The sequence below is a fragment of the Vibrio sp. 1580 genome (genome assembly GCF_033340055.1).
Genome location: NZ_JAWOVT010000726.1, coordinates 1 through 519, shown reverse-complemented (window position 1 = coordinate 519; position 519 = coordinate 1). Strand labels below are relative to the sequence as shown.

The following is a 519-nucleotide window of genomic DNA, read 5'->3' as shown; positions in this document are numbered from 1 at the left end:
TGAAACGTGAAAATCTACCATCAACACAGCGCCTGCTTCTCTTGGGGCTATTTAGATTTGTTGATGGCGATGGAGTTTGTTTCCCTAGCTACAGCGCTCTAATGGATGAGACGGGGTTATCTCGACAATCTATTGCAAACACAATCAAGAAGCTCTCTGAGTCTGGTTGGTTAACTTACGAGCCAGGGGATAAATCGAAAAGTTTAGCTAATACATACTATTTGAATCTTGAGCGCTTGGGGTTAACTACACAATCTAAAATAGTCCCAATAGAGGGATACATAGCTCAAGATGGGACTAAGTGGTCTTGTGCTGCTGATTATTGGAAGTCTAGACAGCAAACAATTTAAATTCATAAACGCCATGCATTCAGAGTGCAATCTGAATGCATGGCTAATCATAACTAGCTTACAAGGCGCTAATCATGACTAACTCACATCCTATTGAAAAGGACGTGTTTTACAACCGTATGTCGCAATGAATTGCATCAACTGATCTAAATCCAGTCGACCGCGTTTT

At 41.0% G+C, this 519-nt stretch carries 1 protein-coding gene; it reads left to right on the top strand.

Annotated features, from left to right (window positions below; genetic code table 11):
- The coding region (locus R7093_RS28065; RefSeq protein WP_318147388.1) for a helix-turn-helix domain-containing protein at positions 1-350 on the top strand (350 nt) is incomplete at its 5' end.
- Between the last annotated feature and the right edge of the window lie 169 nt (positions 351-519).